Below are 14,254 nucleotides of genomic sequence, written 5' to 3' on the forward strand. Positions count from 1 at the left end.
GAGTGACGCCGGTCACTCCTTACCGTGACCGGCATGGCCACTTCCATCAAGAAGATCGTCGCCGCGAGCCTGATCGGCACCACCATCGAGTGGTACGACTTCTTCCTGTACGGCTCGGCAGCCGCCCTCGTGTTCAACAAGCTCTTCTTCCCCGAGTCCGACCCGCTCACCGGCACGCTGCTGGCGTTCCTCACCTACGCCGTCGGATTCGTCGCCCGTCCGCTCGGCGGCCTGGTCTTCGGCCACTTCGGCGACCGGCTCGGCCGCAAGACGCTGCTGGTCGTCAGCCTGCTGATGATGGGGGCGGCCACGTTCCTGATCGGCTGCCTGCCGACGTACGAGACCCTGGGCCCGTCCGCGGCGCTGCTGCTGACCGCGCTCCGGCTCGTGCAGGGCTTCGCGCTCGGCGGCGAGTGGGGCGGCGCGGTGCTGATCGTCTCCGAGCACGGTGACACGGCCCGCCGCGGCTTCTGGGCCTCCTGGCCGCAGGCCGGCGCCCCCGGCGGCAACCTGCTGGCCACCGGCGTGCTGGCGGCCCTGGCCGCCTGGCAGTCGGACGAGGCGTTCCTGTCGTGGGGCTGGCGGGTGCCGTTCCTGCTGTCGGGCGTGCTGGTGCTGATCGGCCTGTGGATCCGCCTGACGATCAGCGAGTCGCCGGTGTTCCAGGAGGCGCCGCCGGAGAAGGCGCCGCCCATCGTGGGCGTGCTGCGCCACCACTGGAAGGACGTGCTCACCGCGATCGGCGCGCGCCTCGCGGAGAACATCTCCTTCTACCTGCTCACCGTCTTCGTCATCACCTACGCCAAGTCCGTCAAGATCGACAACTCCACCGTGCTGAACGCGGTGCTGATCGCCTCGGCCATCCACTTCGTCACGATCCCGATGTGGGGCGCGCTGTCGGACCGGATCGGCCGCCGCCCGATCTACCTGGCGGGCGCCGCCGGCATCGGGGTGTGGATCTTCGCGTTCTTCCCGCTCGTGGACACCGGCAACTTCCTGGTGATCACCCTCGCCATCACCGTCGGCCTGCTCTTCCACGGCATGATGTACGGCCCGCAGGCGGCCTTCTTCTCCGAGCTCTTCGGCACGAGGATGCGCTACACCGGCGTCTCCATCGGCGCGCAGCTGTCGGCGATCGTGGCCGGCGCGCTGGCCCCGATCATCGCGGTCGCTCTGCTGAAGAGCTACTCGAGCAGCCTGCCCATCTCGGTCTACCTTGGTCTGGCGGCGCTGCTCACCCTGGGCGCGGTCTACGCCGCCCGCGAGACCCAGGGCAGCGACCTGGCTGAGAGGATCCACGCGCGATGAAGGTCACCACGCCCAGGCTCACCCAGAACGTCCTGACCGTCGAGGGCAGGGACACCGGCGAGCCGGTGCTGTTCGTCCACGGAAACGTCTCCTCGGCCGCCTTCTGGCGCGACAGCATGGCGGCGCTGCCCGGCGGCTACCGCCCGCTCGCGGTCGACCTGCGCGGGTTCGGCGAGAGCGACCCCGCGCCCGTGGACGCCACGAGGGGCCTGCGCGACTGGTCCGACGACCTGATCGAGCTGGTCGAGGCGCTCGGCCTGGACCGGGTGCACCTGGTCGGCTGGAGCCTGGGCGGCGGCATCGTGCTGCAGGTCCTGCGCGACCAGCCGGCCGCCGTCCGGAGCGTCACCCTGGTCAACCCGATCTCGCCGTACGGCTTCGGCGGCACGGAGGGCCCGGACGGCCGCCTCACGCACGCCGACGGCGCGGGAGCGGGCGCCGGCGCCGCCAACCCCGACTTCGTGGCCCGGCTCAAGGCGGGCGACATGTCGGACGAATCCCCCACGTCGCCGCGCAGCGTCCTCCGCTCCTCGTACGTCAAGCACCCCGAGATCGCCGACGAGGACTTCTACGTACGCTCGATGCTCACCACCCGCGTCGGCGAGGCCAACTACCCGGGCGACGCCGTCACCTCGGCGCAGTGGCCCGGCGTGGCCCCCGGCAAGCACGGCATCCTCAACGCCATAGCCCCCACCCACTTCCGCCTGGACGACCTCCACGAGATCGACCCCAAACCGCCCATCCTGTGGATCAGGGGCGCCGACGACGTGATCGTCTCCGACACGTCGCTCTTCGACCTGGCCCACCTGGGCGCGCTCGGCGTCGTACCCGACTCCCCCGGCACCCCGGCCCAGCCCATGGTAGCCCAGACCAGGGCCGTGCTGGAGCGCTACGGCCCCTACCGCGAGGCCGTCATCGACGACTGCGGCCACAGCCCGCACCTGGAGCACCCCGAGGAGTTCCGGCGCCTGCTGACCGCTCACCTCGGGGAGGCATGATGTTCGTCGCGCTCACGTTAGTGGCGAGCCTGCTCACCCCGGCCCCGCAGCTCACGGTGCCGGGCGCGGAGCAGGCCGTGGTGGCCACGCTGGACGACCTGACCACGGCGGGCACCGCGAAGACCGGCCACACCGACCCGGCCGACTGGGCCGGGCTGCACTCGGCCGCCACGGTCAACCCGACGGGCGTGCCTGGCATCCAGATCGACGGCTACTTTCCCGACACCTCCACCACCAACGCCACGCACGGCTGGAACCACGACTCCCAGTTCGTGATCAGGCTCCCCGAGCACTGGAACGGCGGCCTGGTCGTCAGCGGCACCCCCGGCAACAGGGAGCAGTACGCCAACGACTACACGATCTCCGACTGGGTGCTGGCCAAGGGCTACGCGTTCGCCGCCACCGACAAGGGCAACGTCGGCGTGAACTTCCACGAGGACGGCCGCAGCCCCGGCGACGCCATCGCCGAGTGGAACCACCGGGTCACCCAGCTCACCGTGGCCGCCAAGGCCGTCGTCAGGCAGCGGTACGGCAGGAAGGCCCAGCGCACGTTCGTGGCGGGCATCTCCAACGGCGGCTACCTGGTCAGGTGGCAGCTGGAGAACCGGGGCTGGCTCTACGACGGCGGCGTCGACTGGGAGGGCACGCTCTGGCGGGTCAAGGGCGACAACCTGCTGAACTTCCTGCCGCCCGCGCTGAAGGCGTACCCGGACGAGGCCGGGGTGCGGGCGGCCGGGTTCGCGGCGGGCTCGGAGTTCCTGTGGCCGTTCCACCGGCAGTACTACTGGGAGCTCACCCAGCAGCTCTACCAGAAGGAGCTGGACCCGTCCTACCAGGGCGCGGCGGCGGACTACGACTACGACCGGCGCAGGCCGTACGCGGCCGTGGCGAAGATCGCGCTGACCGGCCGGATCACCAAGCCGCTGATCACGATCCACGGGACGCTCGACACGCTGCTGCCGATCTCCCGCGACTCCGACGTCTACGCGAAGATGGTCGGCCCGCACCGGCCGTTCCGCTACTACCGCGTCGAGGGCGGCAACCACCTGGACAGCCTCGTGGACGTCTACCCCGACCGCCTCAAGCCGATGCTCCCGGTCTTCAGGAGCGCCTTCGAGGAGCTGGAGGGCTGGGTCAGTCCTTGAGGTAGCGGTGCCTGCCCGCGCGCGCCAGGCGCACCATGTGACGCGCGCCGGGCAGCCGCCTGCCGATGCGGTGCAGGACGGTGTCCCGGCCCATGGGCGAGCGCCGCCCGAACTCGACCGCGGCGGCGGGCCGTACCTGGATCCTGCCCCTGCGCACCTCCAGCGCGAACCTGAGCCCGATCTCCTCCTCCGCCGTGCGCAGCGACGTCAGCCAGGCGCCGGGGCCGAGCTGGTCGGGCGGCGGCATCATCCGCTTGACCGGCACCTTGGCCACGAGCTGGCCCGCGAGCCGGCCCGGCACGCCGGCCTCGACCAGGGCGGGCGCGCTCACCTCACGGCCGCGCCGCCCCGTGCTGCGCAGCACCAGCTCCAGCGGGGGCCCGCCGCTCGGCGGCACGTACGGCACCGGCAGCACGACGTACACGTGCCCGTCGAGCCGCTTGACCTCCACTCCGCGCGACACCAGGGCGATCGACTCGGAGAACGAGCGCGGCTCGACGGCCAGGCCCAGCTCGCCGTGGTCGGTCCAGCACGGCACCACCAGCCGCGTCCTGGGCCGCTGGGCCAGCACGCCCAGGCAGTTGAGCGGGCCCACGGAGCTGCCGACCCGGCTCCTGGCCTGGTTGGCGCCGCCGAACATGCGTACGTGGACCTCCCACTGGCCCGGCTTGAGCGGCTCGCCGACCGCGGCGGCGGTCACGTCCAGCCGGGCCTCGCCCCTGATCTGCACGCGGACCCGGCGGCGGCCGTCCTGGATGCGCTCCACGTGCTGGGTCAGGGGCAGGAAGTGGATCACTCCCGTCTCGGCGTGGCGCACGTACAGCTCGACGCGGGCCCGCTCGACCGCCTCGGTGACGTCGGTGACGCTCTCGTCCAGGGCCTTGGTCTCCAGCGAGCGCGGCGGGATCCAGTGCAGGCGCTCGCCGTCCTCCCGGTACCTGTCGGGCGTGCCGTCGCCCCCCAGGACCTCCACGGTCAGCGCGAGCACCAGGACGTGGGCGTCCCAGCGCATGTCGGTCAGGTCGGCGCGGAGCCCGGCGCGCTTGGAGGAGTTCGACAGGAGCACGATCTGGTCCAGGCGTCCCATGCGCACGTACGCGGCCACCACGCGCAGCTGGACGGGCAGGTAGCGGTCGAGCCGCTCCGGGAACCGCTCCTCGACCAGCTCCTGCGCCACCCGGAAGTGCAGGCCCCGGTCCACGGACGAGTCGGCGAACCTGGCGGTCAGCAGCGGGCGCAGGACGGCGTAACGGAACCAGTGGGCGTACATGCGGTCGCGCTGGCGGCCCTCGCCCACGCAGGTCTCGATGTCGGCGAGCAGGCGCTTGAGCTCCCTGACCATCGCCCGGGGCTCCTCCTCGGCCCCCGGCCGGTCGCCGAGGTGGCAGCAGACGTGCTCGGCCAGCACGGCGATGACCTTGGCGTGCAGGTAGGCCCGCATCACGAACGCCTGCTCGGCCATCCTGCCGCCGGGCACGGTGAACCCCAGCTCGTGCTCCTCCAGGAAGGCGCGGCGGTAGAGCTGCTGCGGCACGAGCAGCTGGAGCAGGCGGTCGCGCAGGATGTCGGCGCGGGCCGTGCCGCGCTCGAAGGCGGCCATCGGCGGCCCGAAGTCGCGGATCAGGCGGCCGACCAGCACGTCGGCGTCTGTCTCCACGGCCCGCTCGTGCATGCGGGCGACCGCGTCCTTCTCCAGGCGGTCGCCCTGGTCGAGGAAGTAGACGTAGTCGCCGGCGGCGGCCGCCAGGCCCACGTTGCGGCCGCGCATGGGCGTCCCGGTGTGCGGCAGGTGCAGCACGCTCACGTTGTCACGGGTCGCGGCGATGGTGTCGAGGCGCTCGCCGATCCCGTCCGTGGAGCCGTCGTCCACGAAGATCACTTCGTACTCGTCCGGGGGCATCGTCTGCTCCAGGGCGGAGCGGATGCACGCGTCGGCGCTGGCGCCCGGATTGTGGACATTGACGATCACGCTGACCTTGACACCCATGCGGCCAGAGTGGGCCCGTATGCACGTTCGGGCGCGGCGGCTTGCCGATTAGTGAGGGAAAGTTGACCCTCTAATACCAACCGACCGACTGTGAGTGTCCCCAGGCGCCGCAGGGCGTGCCGTAGCGGCCCTTGATGTAGCCGAGGCCCCACTTGATCTGGGTCGCGGCGTTGGTCTGCCAGTCGGCGCCCGCGCTGGCCATCTTGCTGCCGGGCAGGGACTGCGGGATGCCGTACGCGCCGGAGTAGCGGTTCATCGCCCGCTCGTTCCAGCCGCTCTCCTTCTGCCAGAGCCGCTCCAGGCAGCCCCACTGGTCGTCGCCCCAGCCCATGGAGGCGAGCATGGTCTTGGCGGTGGCCTTGTTGCTGCCCGGCGAGGGGTTGCTGCCCGGCGGGAAGTTCTGGGCGGGGAACCCGTCACCGCCCGGCGCCTTCTTCGGCACCACCCAGTCGATGTCGGGGTTCTTGCCCGCGGAGGCCCGGCCTTCCTTGAGCTTGTCCGCCTTGTACGCCTGCTCGGCGGCGTTCTTGAGCGCGTCGTTCTGGGGGTCGGGCGTGTAGAAGCTGCCGCTGGCGATGGCGCCCAGCTGCTCGGGCGTGAACGGCGTCACGGCCGGCCTCTTGGCGTTCTCCATGGCACGGTAGGCGACGAAACCGCCTCCGCCGACCACGACCACCAGCGAGACGGTGGTGATCACCACCGCTTTCACGCTCAGGCGCTTCCTGGGCCGGCGCGCCGGGGGAAGGTCTTCCTTCGGCGGGCGCTCACTCAACTGCGGACCGGGGCTCACGAACCATGAGCTTGCCCTGTACTGGGGGGTGGTTCGCAACCGAAACGCGGGAATCGCTTGGGACCCCGTTGGCTAACTCGCTGGTAAGCGTGGCGTTTCCGAAATACTGTGATATTGCTCACACAAGGGGCAGCTTCTCCTCATGGGCGCCCAAACCGAAGGGAGGCCCCCGCCAGGGTGCCCCGGCTACTTCGGTGTCCCATCTGTGACACGTCACAGTTTGGTGACTTAGTTCGGGCATTCGGGACATGGAATAATAATTTGTGCGTGGCAGGCATCCTCCTGGTTGAAGACGACCCCTCGGTGCGTACGGCTCTCGAGCTGGCGCTGACCCGGCAGGGGCATTCCGTCACCTCCTACGCGACGGGCGAGGAGGCACTCGACCACATCAGGGCCCGCCGCCCGGAGATCGCGATCCTCGACGTGATGCTCCCCGGGATCGACGGGATCGAAGTCTGCCGCCGCGTACGCAAGCTCGACCAGCTCCCCGTCATCCTGCTCACGGCCCGCGGGGACGACCTGGACGTGGTGGTCGGGCTGGAGGCCGGCGCCGACGACTACGTGGTCAAACCGGTCGAGCCCCGGGTCCTGGACGCGCGCATCCGCGCCATCCTGCGCAGGGCCGAGTCCGCCGCCTCCGATCGCATCACCTTCGGCGACCTCGTGATCGACCGGGGCGCGCTCAAGGTCATGCTGGCCAACAAGGAGATCCACCTGACGCCGACGGAGCTGCGGCTGCTGCTGGAGCTCGTACGGCACCCGGGCCAGGTGCTCAACCGCCGCTACCTGCTGCGCGAGGTGTGGGACCACACGCACATCGCCGACTCACGGCTGGTGGACGCCTGCGTGCAGCGGATCCGGGCGAAGATCGAGCCGAAGCCGGCCGAGCCCGTGTTCATCCACACGGTGCGCGGGTTCGGCTACCGCTTCAGTCCTCCGTGATCCCCCTGCCCACGGGACTGCGCGCCCGCCTCGTCATCACGTTCACGCTCGTCGCCGTCACCGCCTCGCTGCTGGTCGCCACCATCGGCTTCGAGCTGGCCAAGACCGCGCTCGTGACGCGCGAGGAGAACACCTCTCTCGACCTCGTGATCAGAGAGCTGGGCAGCATCACGTTCCCCATCGGCAAGCTCGCGCCCGGCGAGGCGGCGCCGACGATCAAGGAACTGGACCGGGTCGCCGCCGCGCTGAGCGGGCCGGGCCGCAGCGTGATCGTCGAGTACGGCACGATGGTCTCCACCGAGGGGCCCATGACCCTGAGCGACGTGCCCAACGAGCTCTACGGCCGGGCCAAGCAGAGCGTGGTCACCCAGCGCAAGGTCATCCGCAACCAGCTCTGGCTCATCGTCGGCGCCGAGGTCTACCGCGACGTCGACGGCGCGTCCCAGGCCACCGGGCTGCGCGCGTTCGTGTTCTTCCCGATGCAGGGCGACGAGAGCCAGCTCAACACGCTCAGGGCCACGCTCGCCCAGGCCGGCGCCGCCATCGTGCTGATCGCGCTGGTCGTGGCGCTGCTGTCGGCCAGGCAGGTGCTGCTGCCGGTCAGGCGGCTGAGCGCGGCCGCGCAGGCGCTCGGCCAGGGCCGGCTGGACACGCGCCTGCCCGTCCACGGGCAGGACGAGCTGGCCGAGCTGACCGCCAGGTTCAACGACGCGGCCGCGGCGCTGGAGCTGAGCGTGGCCGAGCTGCGCTCGCTGGAGGCCATGTCGCGCAGGTTCGTGGCGGACGTCTCGCACGAGCTGCGCACGCCCCTGACCGCCATGACGGCCGTGGCCGACATGCTCTCCGAGGAGGCGGGCCGGCTTCCGGAGGCGCCGGCGGAGGCCGTCCGGCTGGTCCTCAGGGAGATCGAGCGCCTGCGCGAGCTGGTCGAGCACCTCATCGAGATCAGCCGCTTCGACGCGGGCACGGCCACGCTCAACGTCGAGCCGGTAAACGTGGCCGACGCCATCAACGACTGCCTCGAGGTGCGCGGCTGGAGCGATCAGGTGGAGGTGAAGGCGTCGCAGGGCTTGACGGTGAACCTCGACCCGAGGAGGTTCGACGTCATCGTGGCCAACCTGGTCGGCAACGCGCTCAAGCACGGGCAGCGTCCCGTCATGGTGAGCGCCAGAGGCACCGAGAACGGCCTGGAGGTGAAGGTGCGCGACCACGGCAAGGGCATACCGCGCGAGGCGCTGCCGCACGTCTTCGACCGCTTCTTCAAGGCCGGCGCGGGCCGGGCCCGCAGCCAGGGCAGCGGCCTCGGCCTCGCCATCGCCAGGGCGAACGTCCACCTCCACGGCGGCACGATCTCCGTACGCCCGCAGAATCCCGGCACGCTCTTCACGGTCTGGCTACCGCACTCATGACCCGCGCTCTGGTTCTCGCCCTCCTGCTCGCCCTGACGGCCTGCGGCATCTCGCCCACGGACGTCCAGGACCGGGGCAACGCGCCCACCATCAAGATCCCGCCGCCGTCCAAGACGATCTTCCTGATCAGGAACGGCAAGCTCGCCCTGGAGGCGGCCGACGTCGAGAACGACACCGTCGCCAGCCTGCTCGGCGCGCTCTTCGCGGCCTCCTCGCAGCCTCTGGACGGCGGCCGGGACACCGCGCTGCGCGGGTTCACGTACCTGGGCATCAAGGACTCGCTGAACCCCGTGCAGCGCGACGAGGTCCAGCTGCCGCGCACCTCGACGCTGACCGTCTACATCAGGGGCGACGGCACGCTCACCAGGCTCGGCATGGCGCAGATCGTCTGCACGGCCCAGCAGGACGCGGCGTACGAGATGGTGAAGATCGTCCGCGAGAACGTGAACCGCCCCTCCAGGTCGGAGGGGCAGCACACCTGCGGCGAGCTCAAGTGATCACATCGTGATGTCCTCGAGCATCTCCGTCACCAGCGCCGCGATCGGCGAGCGCTCCGACCTGGTCAGCGTGACGTGCGCGAAGAGCGGGTGGCCCTTCAGCTTCTCCACCACCGCGACCACGCCGTCGTGCCGGCCGACGCGGAGGTTGTCACGCTGGGCCACGTCGTGGGTGAGCACGACCCGCGAGTTGGCGCCGATCCGGCTCAGCACGGTCAGCAGCACCCCGCGCTCCAGCGACTGGGCCTCGTCCACGATCACGAACGCGTCGTGCAGCGACCGGCCCCGGATGTGCGTCAGCGGGAGCACCTCCAGCATGCCCCTGTCGAGCACCTCCTCGATCACCTCGGGCGAGGTGATGGCGCCGAGCGTGTCGTAGACCGCCTGCGCCCACGGGCCCATCTTCTCGCCCTCGGTGCCCGGCAGGTAGCCGAGCTCCTGGCCGCCCACGGCGTAGAGGGGGCGGAAGACGACCACCTTGCGGTGCTGGCGGCGCTCCAGGACCGCCTCCAGGCCCGCGCAGAGCGCGAGCGCCGACTTGCCGGTGCCGGCCCGGCCGCCCAGCGAGACGATGCCGATCTCCGGGTCCATCAGCAGGTCGAGCGCGATGCGCTGCTCGGCGGAGCGGCCGTGCAGGCCGAACACCTCGCGGTCGCCGCGCACGAGCTTCACCGACTTGTCGGGCTGCACCCTGCCGAGCGCCGAGCCCTTGGCCGACAGCAGCCGCAGGCCGGTGTGCGCCGGCAGTTCCCTGGCCTCCTCGAGGTCGGCGCTGCCCTGGTCGAAGAGCGCCTCGACGTCCTCCGCGGTCACCTGGACCTCGGCCATCCCGGTCCAGCCCGACTCGTGTACGAGCTCGGCGCGGTATTCCTCGGCCGCCAGGCCGATCGAGGCCGCCTTGACCCGCAGCGGCAGGTCCTTGGACACCAGGACCACGTCGCAGCCCTCGGCGGCCAGCGAGCGGGCCACCGTCAGGATGCGGGTGTCGTTGTCGCCCAGGCGGAACCCGACGGGCAGGATCGACGGATCGCTGTGATTGAGCTCAACCCTGATCGTGCCGTCCCCCGTGGGCATCGCCTCGTCGAGCCTGCCGTACTGGATCCGCAGGTCGTCGAGGTAGCGCAGGGCCTTCCTGGCGAAGTAGCCGAGCTCGGGATGATGGCGCTTCCCCTCCAACTCGGTGATGACCACGATCGGAAGAACCACGTCGTGCTCGGCGAAGCGCGTCATTGCCGCCGGGTCGGCCAGCAGGACTGACGTGTCCAGCACGTACGTGCGCTTGGCCGACAGGTGAGTAGGGTTGCTCGAGGACACTGCCACACGTTCTCCCCCGGGCGCCCATAAGCGCGAGCGCCCTGCAGACGAGGCGGGAATCGGACCGGACCCGCATCCCCGACCGTGAGCTGCCGTCGGCGCCGGGTACCGGCCCCCCTCGGCAGATCTTGGTGCAAAGGCGGGCCCTCTCCGAAATGTCCGGCCTGCGGTCGGACATTTACTACGTTACGTTCTGAATGCCCCGTTGTCGCGTCATGAACCGTAACGTCGGTGTCTCGCAGCGTAATCGCGCAGCGCCCGCAGGAAGTCAACCCTGCGGAAGTCAGGCCAGTAGGCCTCGTGGAAGTAGAACTCGGAGTGAGCGCTCTGCCAGAGCATGAAGCCCGACAGGCGCTGCTCGCCCGAGGTCCGGATGAGAAGGTCCGGATCGGGTTGGCCGCGAGTGTAGAGATGCTCCGCGATGTGCTCCACATCGAGCACCTCGACGAGGTCCTCGATGCTCGCTCCTCTGCTCGCTTGCTCCTGGAGCAGTGAGCGCACCGCATCGGCAATCTCACGCCTTCCTCCATACCCAACTGCAACGTTCACAATCAGGCCTGGACGGTGTGATGATGCTTCCTTTGCGTTTTTCAGGACATTCGCGGTCCGGGCCGGCAGCAGATCCAGCGCGCCGACCGGGCTGATCCGCCAGCCCTCGTCCACCAGCTCCTGCGTCACGTCCTCGATGATGCGCAGCAGCGGCTCCAGCTCCTCCTTCGGCCGGTTGAGGTTGTCGTTGGACAACATCCAGACCGTGACGACCTCGACGCCCGTCTCACGGCACCAGCCGAGCAGCTCCGAGATCTTGTCCGCGCCCTTGCGGTGGCCGCTGGCGACGTCACGCATGCCCATCGCGCGCGCCCACCGGCGGTTGCCGTCGATGATCACCCCGACGTGCCGGGGGATGCTGTCCTTCGACAGCTTGGACTCCAGCCTGTGCTCATACAGCCGGTAGACCAGATCGCGCAGGCCCACGGAGTGCCTCCCCAGCGGTTGCCTTCGGTCGCATGACCCAACAGGCAATTATCACCGCGAATCGCCCGTGCCCGCTCCGTCTAGCGGATTCCTCGCCAGATCTCTACCTTCCAGACATCCTTCCGCCTCATCCACGAGACTCCGGACGAACACCGACAGCTCCGACGACGTCAGCACCGCCCGCATGCCCACGCCCGTCGAGCCCCACGCCTCCACGTACGCCCTCCTGGTCAGCCGCCACTCGCCCTTGGCGGCCTGCCACACGGGGATGGTCCTGAGCTGGCAGCGCAGCTCACCGCCGCCCACCAGGCCCGCCCTGGTGCGGTAGCGGAAGGAGAACAGCTCGCTGTCGGGGTCCTCGTCGGGGAACCTGTCGTCGGGGTCGGTCCACCGCCTGGCCGCTCCGCGCCCCTGCCGGGCCTCGTCCACGCCGCGTGCCAGGCGCGCGAGCAGCCACCCGCACCGCTCTCCGACGCTCCCGTACGGCGTGCCGTCGCGGTGCAGCTCAAGGGTGACCTCGTACGGCGTGCCGACGCTGTCCTTGCATGCCACCGGCGTGACGGTCAGATAAGAGCCGTCGACACAACGCAATCCCCCCATTCTCTGACGGTTTCCGGACGAATATCTGCTAAACCGGCTATGCCGGATCCACCGCTGGCCGGTTGCGGACAGGGGCTGATCAGGGAAGGAACCGCGACCACCAGCGTGGTTTGGGCGGCGGATCGGGCATGCGGCCGCGCTCGCGCAACCAGGCTGCGAAGTCGTCCGCGTCGGTGCGGTAGTTGGGCGGCGGCTCGCTGCGGGAGCGGGCGTAGGCGGCGAACTCCGCGGGCAGGTCGGGGCCGGCCGCGGCGGCGGCGTCGGGCCGGATCCTGGCCACGATGCCGCGCCGCTTGGCGACCAGGCTCGACGCCTGCACCCGCATCCGCTCCGGGTCGAACCCCCGGGGCAGCTCCGCCCCGGCGACGAGCGCCGCCACGACCTGCTCCTGGGCCTCGGCCAGCCGCCGCCGCGCCTCCCCCAGCTCCTCGGCGTCCGCCACCGCGGCCGGGTCCGTGGAGTGCCGGTCCGTCATCCGGACTCCCGGGCCGCGGACATCGCCGTGCGGATTCTGGCCAGCTCGTTCGCCAGGGCGGCGTCGCTCGGGTACTCGTCGTCCCACTCCAGCAGCACTCCCGGCGGGGTGGCGCGGGCGCACAGCTCCGTGAGCAGGTCGAGCACCGGCTCCGGCGCGGAGGTGGTGTGCGTGTCGTGCCAGATGCCGTGGTGCTCGTAGCCGCCGGCGACGTGGACGTACGCGAGGTGCTCCAGCGGCAGGGCGTCGAGCGCGTCCGTGGCCGACAGTCCCAGGTTGAACTGGTTGGTGTAGAGGTTGGCCACGTCGATCAGCAGCCCGACCCCGGTGCGCTCGACCAGCTCGGCGAGGAACTGGGCCTCGGTCAGCTCGTCGTCCGGCCAGCCGAAGATGGCGGCGACGTTCTCCAGGGCGAACGGCACGGGCAGTGCGTCCTGGGCCCTGCGCACGTTCTCGGTGATGACGCGCAGGGATTCGCGGGTGCGCGGCACGGGCAGCAGGTGCCCGGCCTCGATGCCGCCGCCCCGTACGAACGCCAGGTGCTCGCTGACCAGCGGCGAGCCCAGCGCCTCGGCGCAGGCGGCCAGGTGGGCGAGCCGGGCCGGCGAGGGCGGCTCGGCGCCGCCGACGCCGAGCGACACGCCGTGCGGGATCACCGGCATCCCCCTGGTGCGCAGCACGCGTAACGACTCGGGGAGGTCGGCGGGCCTGATGTTCTCGGCGACGACCTCGAGGAAGTCGACGCCCGGCATCCGTTCGATGGACAGGTCCAGCTCGGCCCGCCAGCCGATCCCCACCCCCAGCTCGACCCCGGTACGCTGCCGGGCTTCCGGCTCGGCCATGTCAGCTCCCTCCTCCCCCGCAACCGCCGCCGCAGCCGCTCGCGCCGCCGCAGCCGTGGTGCGAGGCCCCGCCGCAGCTGTGTCCGCTGCTGCATCCGTTGAATCGGCCACTGTACGACTGGTACCGCCTGGACCGGCGGGCCGCTCTGGCCGCGCGCAGGTCGGCCTTCAACTGCGCGTCCGGACCGTACAGGGCGGTGTGCATCCGCCCGTCCCCCGAGCCCAGCGGGTGCGTCTTCCTGGCGTTGCCCAGCCGCTCCACCCCGTGGGCGGTGAGCTCGTGCCGGCGCGACTTCCGGCGGTCGGCGATCGCGGCGGCCGCGCCCGTACCGGTGATCGCCAGGGCGATCAGCGAGAGCATCAGGAGCGGGCTCGGGCCCTCGGCGAGCACGGTGACCACGGCCGCCACGGCCCCCGCGAAAGCCAGCGCCGAGACCACCTGAAGGCCGGCGGCCAGCAGGCCGAGCCGCCTGGCACGGTCGTCGGGCAGGACCAGGCCGGCGTCCGTGAGGCCGCGCTTGAGGTCGGCCATCGCCGGGCTCCTGCGCGCCTCGGTCCTGAGCGCGGACGCCGGGAGCCCGGAACGGTCGGCGACGGTGGCCAGCACCACCTGCTCGACGGGGTCCCGCGACACCGATGGCGCGTGGACGCTGTGCACGTGCCCGCCGCGTGACACGCGCAGATCGCCCGAGCCGGTCAGGAGAGCGACGGCCGTGCCGGCCACCTGCTCCGGGCCGCCCGCCAGATAGGCGATCTCGTAGTGGCTCAGTTTCTGGCCCAGGGCGCGAGTACGGGACGTCGTCGGGACGGCGTGCTCGCGTTTGAATGCGGAGGCGGTGGTGAAGGCAATCGCGGCCAGGGCCACCGAAAGGATCAGCAGGAACAGGTCCATTTAGGCCTCCCTCCTACAGCCGGATCAGGCTGGTTATTCGGAAGGACGCGTAAGGCAGAGGTAAAGGTTTCGTTCTGCTC

At 70.8% G+C, this 14,254-nt stretch carries 14 protein-coding genes; 6 read left to right on the forward strand and 8 right to left on the reverse strand.

Annotated elements, in window-relative coordinates:
* The first annotated feature begins 33 nt into the window (after nucleotides 1-33).
* From HD596_RS07430 to HD596_RS07440, 3 genes are read left to right on the forward strand one after another with little or no spacing between them, the layout of a single operon-like run.
* The gene (locus tag HD596_RS07430; protein WP_185068565.1) at nucleotides 34-1,308 is read left to right on the forward strand and encodes an MFS transporter; all 1,275 of its coding nucleotides are present in this window, start codon (nucleotides 34-36) and stop codon (nucleotides 1,306-1,308) included.
* Complete coding sequence (locus HD596_RS07435; RefSeq protein ID WP_185068566.1) at nucleotides 1,305-2,306, forward strand: alpha/beta fold hydrolase; 1,002 nt, start codon at nucleotides 1,305-1,307, stop codon at nucleotides 2,304-2,306. Before HD596_RS07430 ends, HD596_RS07435 begins: the two co-directional genes overlap by 4 nt.
* Complete coding sequence (locus tag HD596_RS07440) at nucleotides 2,303-3,451, forward strand: alpha/beta hydrolase family protein (protein WP_246554197.1); 1,149 nt, start codon at nucleotides 2,303-2,305, stop codon at nucleotides 3,449-3,451. The genes HD596_RS07435 and HD596_RS07440 overlap by 4 nt, the downstream gene beginning before the upstream one ends.
* Here the strand turns inward: HD596_RS07440 and HD596_RS07445 are convergent.
* Nucleotides 3,441-5,438, reverse strand: coding sequence for a glycosyltransferase family 2 protein (locus HD596_RS07445; protein WP_185068567.1), 1,998 nt, complete (start codon nucleotides 5,436-5,438; stop codon nucleotides 3,441-3,443). The two genes, HD596_RS07440 and HD596_RS07445, sit on opposite strands and share 11 nt — an antisense overlap.
* Nucleotides 5,439-5,508: 70 nt before the next feature.
* Nucleotides 5,509-6,138 (reverse strand): aggregation-promoting factor C-terminal-like domain-containing protein, encoded by a 630-nt coding sequence (locus HD596_RS07450; RefSeq protein WP_313043130.1) that lies wholly within the window; start codon nucleotides 6,136-6,138, stop codon nucleotides 5,509-5,511.
* 357 nt (nucleotides 6,139-6,495) lie between these two features.
* Between HD596_RS07450 and HD596_RS07455 the strand changes: the two genes are divergently transcribed.
* Genes HD596_RS07455 through HD596_RS07465 form a run of 3 tightly spaced genes read left to right on the forward strand, consistent with a single transcriptional unit; the run spans nucleotide 6,496 to nucleotide 9,076 of the window.
* Entirely contained in the window at nucleotides 6,496-7,170 is a 675-nt protein-coding gene (locus HD596_RS07455; RefSeq protein ID WP_185068568.1) for a response regulator, read from the forward strand.
* Nucleotides 7,167-8,579 carry an ATP-binding protein gene (locus tag HD596_RS07460; RefSeq protein WP_185068569.1) on the forward strand — a complete coding sequence of 471 codons (1,413 nt, stop codon included), beginning with the start codon at nucleotides 7,167-7,169 and terminating at the stop codon, nucleotides 8,577-8,579. The genes HD596_RS07455 and HD596_RS07460 overlap by 4 nt, the downstream gene beginning before the upstream one ends.
* Entirely contained in the window at nucleotides 8,576-9,076 is a 501-nt protein-coding gene (locus HD596_RS07465) for a hypothetical protein (protein ID WP_185068570.1), read from the forward strand. Before HD596_RS07460 ends, HD596_RS07465 begins: the two co-directional genes overlap by 4 nt.
* On the opposite strand, the gene phoH2 is transcribed toward HD596_RS07465, so the two are convergent.
* The 6 genes from phoH2 to HD596_RS07495 all read right to left on the reverse strand — a co-directional run bounded on the left by phoH2 (nucleotide 9,077) and on the right by HD596_RS07495 (nucleotide 14,174).
* A complete protein-coding gene (gene phoH2 / locus HD596_RS07470) occupies nucleotides 9,077-10,345 on the reverse strand; it encodes an RNA 5'-3' helicase PhoH2 (RefSeq protein WP_185078336.1) in 1,269 nt (422 codons plus the stop codon). It lies immediately after the preceding gene.
* A gap of 258 nt (nucleotides 10,346-10,603) precedes the next feature.
* On the reverse strand, nucleotides 10,604-11,365 hold the full coding sequence (locus HD596_RS07475; RefSeq protein ID WP_185068571.1) for an isoprenyl transferase: 762 nt from the start codon (nucleotides 11,363-11,365) through the stop codon (nucleotides 10,604-10,606).
* A gap of 51 nt (nucleotides 11,366-11,416) precedes the next feature.
* Entirely contained in the window at nucleotides 11,417-11,917 is a 501-nt protein-coding gene (locus tag HD596_RS07480) for a hypothetical protein (protein ID WP_313043134.1), read from the reverse strand.
* Between the two features lie 127 nt (nucleotides 11,918-12,044).
* A complete protein-coding gene (locus HD596_RS07485) occupies nucleotides 12,045-12,440 on the reverse strand; it encodes an SCO6045 C-terminal-like domain-containing protein (RefSeq protein WP_221519217.1) in 396 nt (131 codons plus the stop codon).
* Complete coding sequence (locus tag HD596_RS07490) at nucleotides 12,437-13,282, reverse strand: MbnB/TglH/ChrH family RiPP precursor modification enzyme (RefSeq protein ID WP_185068573.1); 846 nt, start codon at nucleotides 13,280-13,282, stop codon at nucleotides 12,437-12,439. Before HD596_RS07490 ends, HD596_RS07485 begins: the two co-directional genes overlap by 4 nt.
* A gap of 1 nt (nucleotide 13,283) precedes the next feature.
* On the reverse strand, nucleotides 13,284-14,174 hold the full coding sequence (locus HD596_RS07495) for a TIGR04222 domain-containing membrane protein (protein WP_185068574.1): 891 nt from the start codon (nucleotides 14,172-14,174) through the stop codon (nucleotides 13,284-13,286).
* Between the last annotated feature and the right edge of the window lie 80 nt (nucleotides 14,175-14,254).

This window comes from Nonomuraea jabiensis (assembly GCF_014204795.1).
Classification (GTDB): domain Bacteria; phylum Actinomycetota; class Actinomycetes; order Streptosporangiales; family Streptosporangiaceae; genus Nonomuraea; species Nonomuraea jabiensis.

What these genes read in the sequence shown, in the direction of transcription:
- HD596_RS07430 (WP_185068565.1), top strand. Translation starts at nt 34, where the DNA reads ATGGCCACTTCCATCAAGAAGATCGTCGCCGCGAGCCTGATCGGCACC.
- HD596_RS07435 (WP_185068566.1), top strand. Translation starts at nt 1,305, where the DNA reads ATGAAGGTCACCACGCCCAGGCTCACCCAGAACGTCCTGACCGTCGAG.
- HD596_RS07440 (WP_246554197.1), top strand. Translation starts at nt 2,303, where the DNA reads ATGATGTTCGTCGCGCTCACGTTAGTGGCGAGCCTGCTCACCCCGGCC.
- HD596_RS07445 (WP_185068567.1), bottom strand. Translation starts at nt 5,438, where the DNA reads ATGGGTGTCAAGGTCAGCGTGATCGTCAATGTCCACAATCCGGGCGCC.
- HD596_RS07465 (WP_185068570.1), top strand. Translation starts at nt 8,576, where the DNA reads ATGACCCGCGCTCTGGTTCTCGCCCTCCTGCTCGCCCTGACGGCCTGC.
- HD596_RS07485 (WP_221519217.1), bottom strand. Translation starts at nt 12,440, where the DNA reads ATGACGGACCGGCACTCCACGGACCCGGCCGCGGTGGCGGACGCCGAG.
- HD596_RS07490 (WP_185068573.1), bottom strand. Translation starts at nt 13,282, where the DNA reads ATGGCCGAGCCGGAAGCCCGGCAGCGTACCGGGGTCGAGCTGGGGGTG.
- HD596_RS07495 (WP_185068574.1), bottom strand. Translation starts at nt 14,174, where the DNA reads ATGGACCTGTTCCTGCTGATCCTTTCGGTGGCCCTGGCCGCGATTGCC.